This is a genomic window from Microvirga sp. 2TAF3 (genome assembly GCF_052114965.1).
GTDB lineage: Bacteria > Pseudomonadota > Alphaproteobacteria > Rhizobiales > Beijerinckiaceae > Microvirga.
Map to the genome: position 1 here is coordinate 1 of NZ_JBFRFT010000048.1, position 1,876 is coordinate 1,876.

Consider the following 1,876-nt stretch of genomic DNA (forward strand, 5'->3'; position numbering starts at 1 on the left):
TAGGCCCGGTGCACGGTCCTGGCCAGCACCGCCCCGCTTCCCGCCGCGCTCAGCCGGCGCGGCGAGCCGAGATGGTCGCGGTGCACGCTCGCCGCCTGCCCGCCCGGACCCGGCTGCAGCCGCACATCCGGATGCGGATAGAGCGTCCATGGGCCGCGCTCCGGCGCCGAAGCCGGGCCGGGACCGCGCTCGAAGCCGGAGCCGAGGAACAGGGTGGGACGCGGCGTGCCGTCGACCGCGGTCACCGTCTTCATCAGCCGCGCCCCGTCCGGGCCGTAGGCGAACGTCACCGTCACCCCGGCGCTCTTGACCTGCTGCAGCCGGTTGTCGCCGTTCCAGGTGAAGGCGCGCGTGCCGTCGCCGAGCAGGTTGCCGTTGCCGTCATAGCCTTGCGGCACGGTATTGACGGAAAGCGGCGCGTGCGGATGCGCCGAGCCGGCCGACGGAAAGGCCGCGCCGAAGGCGCCCGGCCCGGTCTGCGCCACCAGGTTGCCGGCAATGTCGTAGCGAAAGTCCTGCCGCTCAGAGCCCAGCGTCGCGCTCAGCAGCCAGTCGGCGGCGTTGTAGCTGAAGGCGGCGGCCTCGCTCGGGGCGGCCGGGCTGCGGATCACCAGGATGCGCCCGGCCGCATCGCGGGTATAGGTCAAGTCGAGCCCCGGCATCGTCAGGCCGGTCAGGAAGCCGCGCTTGGGATCGTAGGTCCGCACCGTCGCGCTGCCGTCGGCAAAGCGCGTCGCCAGCGGCCGGTCGGAGGCGTCGTAGGTGATCGCCGTGATCTGGCCCGGGATCGAAAGCAGCCGCCCTGCTAAGCTCTTGGGGATGCGCCAACTGGCGGCAACCCATACTTCTCCCAAATTCGCAGCATGAACAATCTTTCTGGTTCAGAAAAAATAGGATCTTCCATCCATTGTCGAAAAATAATCTCGTGCGTTGATGAACTATATGGGCGAGCGCCAGCAAGGAATTTCGCGTCTCCGGCCACAATATAATATCGGTTATATTGCTCTTTATATATTAGAAAATCTAAATTTGCATTATAAATTAAAAGATACTCATGGGAATGCCTATGAAAACAATTTAATATTGTATCTCGATTTGGAATTATTTCTTCTATGGATCGCGGGCGATCGAATTCAAAGTAAACAGCACGACATTGTGTTGGCATTTTGGAGCGAATAACATTCGAGAGCCACTCCGCCTCCAATGCCGAAGGGAGATTCACAAAAGGAATCGTATGCCAGCCTCGTTCCAACACCTTATCAGTACGAAGTTGAAACGATCCATCCAGCATGTTCTCAACTTCATTATCGACAATATCAATGCGCACTTAGCTAATCCCTATACCGAACCTCGTAGCCACGACCATTGGGACCGCGGATCTCAAGAGTGGGCGAGCCATCAGTACTCCCTGGTCGAGCGGTCACCTTTGTGCCATCTGGAAATTCCACCACCTTCCCAGAACCGTAAGCTGTATTAATGTCTTTTGTCTTTCCAAATCCCAGATCTTCATACTGCTTAAAATCTCTCAAGGCATCGTCATAGGTTCCGCTCTTCTCGCGTTGATTCGTCGGTCCCTTTGTCGCTCGGCCTGGCGTTGTCCCTCCAAGGATTGTATTTGTCGCGTCCTTCACCTGCTCCTTCTGAGGCTCTTCTTCCCCCACTTTCTCATTGTTCAAGGGCTCGATCTTGGGAGAATCTTTGAACGTACCAATCAGGCCGCCTATAACGCCGCCGACTATTGCCCCGACTGCCGCGCTCCGAGGATCTTTTGCGTTTCTAGCTCCAGCCTGCGCACCACTCAGCGCCCCCGCGAGAGCTCCCGCCAAATCCGCCGTCTGCACCCGTCCTTCGGCCTCCGCCCTGTCATCGTCATCCA

General features: G+C 59.1%; 3 protein-coding genes. All 3 read right to left on the reverse strand.

Going from position 1 to position 1,876, the window contains the following annotated elements; translation table 11 throughout:
• The coding region (locus AB4Y97_RS20915; protein WP_442000960.1) for a hypothetical protein at positions 1-854 on the reverse strand (854 nt) is incomplete at its 3' end.
• The gene (locus tag AB4Y97_RS20920; protein WP_442000961.1) at positions 806-1,327 is read right to left on the reverse strand and encodes a hypothetical protein; all 522 of its coding nucleotides are present in this window, start codon (positions 1,325-1,327) and stop codon (positions 806-808) included. The genes AB4Y97_RS20920 and AB4Y97_RS20915, both read right to left, overlap by 49 nt.
• Before the next feature lie 4 nt (positions 1,328-1,331).
• Positions 1,332-1,876 (reverse strand): glycine zipper domain-containing protein (locus AB4Y97_RS20925; protein ID WP_442000962.1); only part of this gene is annotated, 545 nt, incomplete at its 5' end.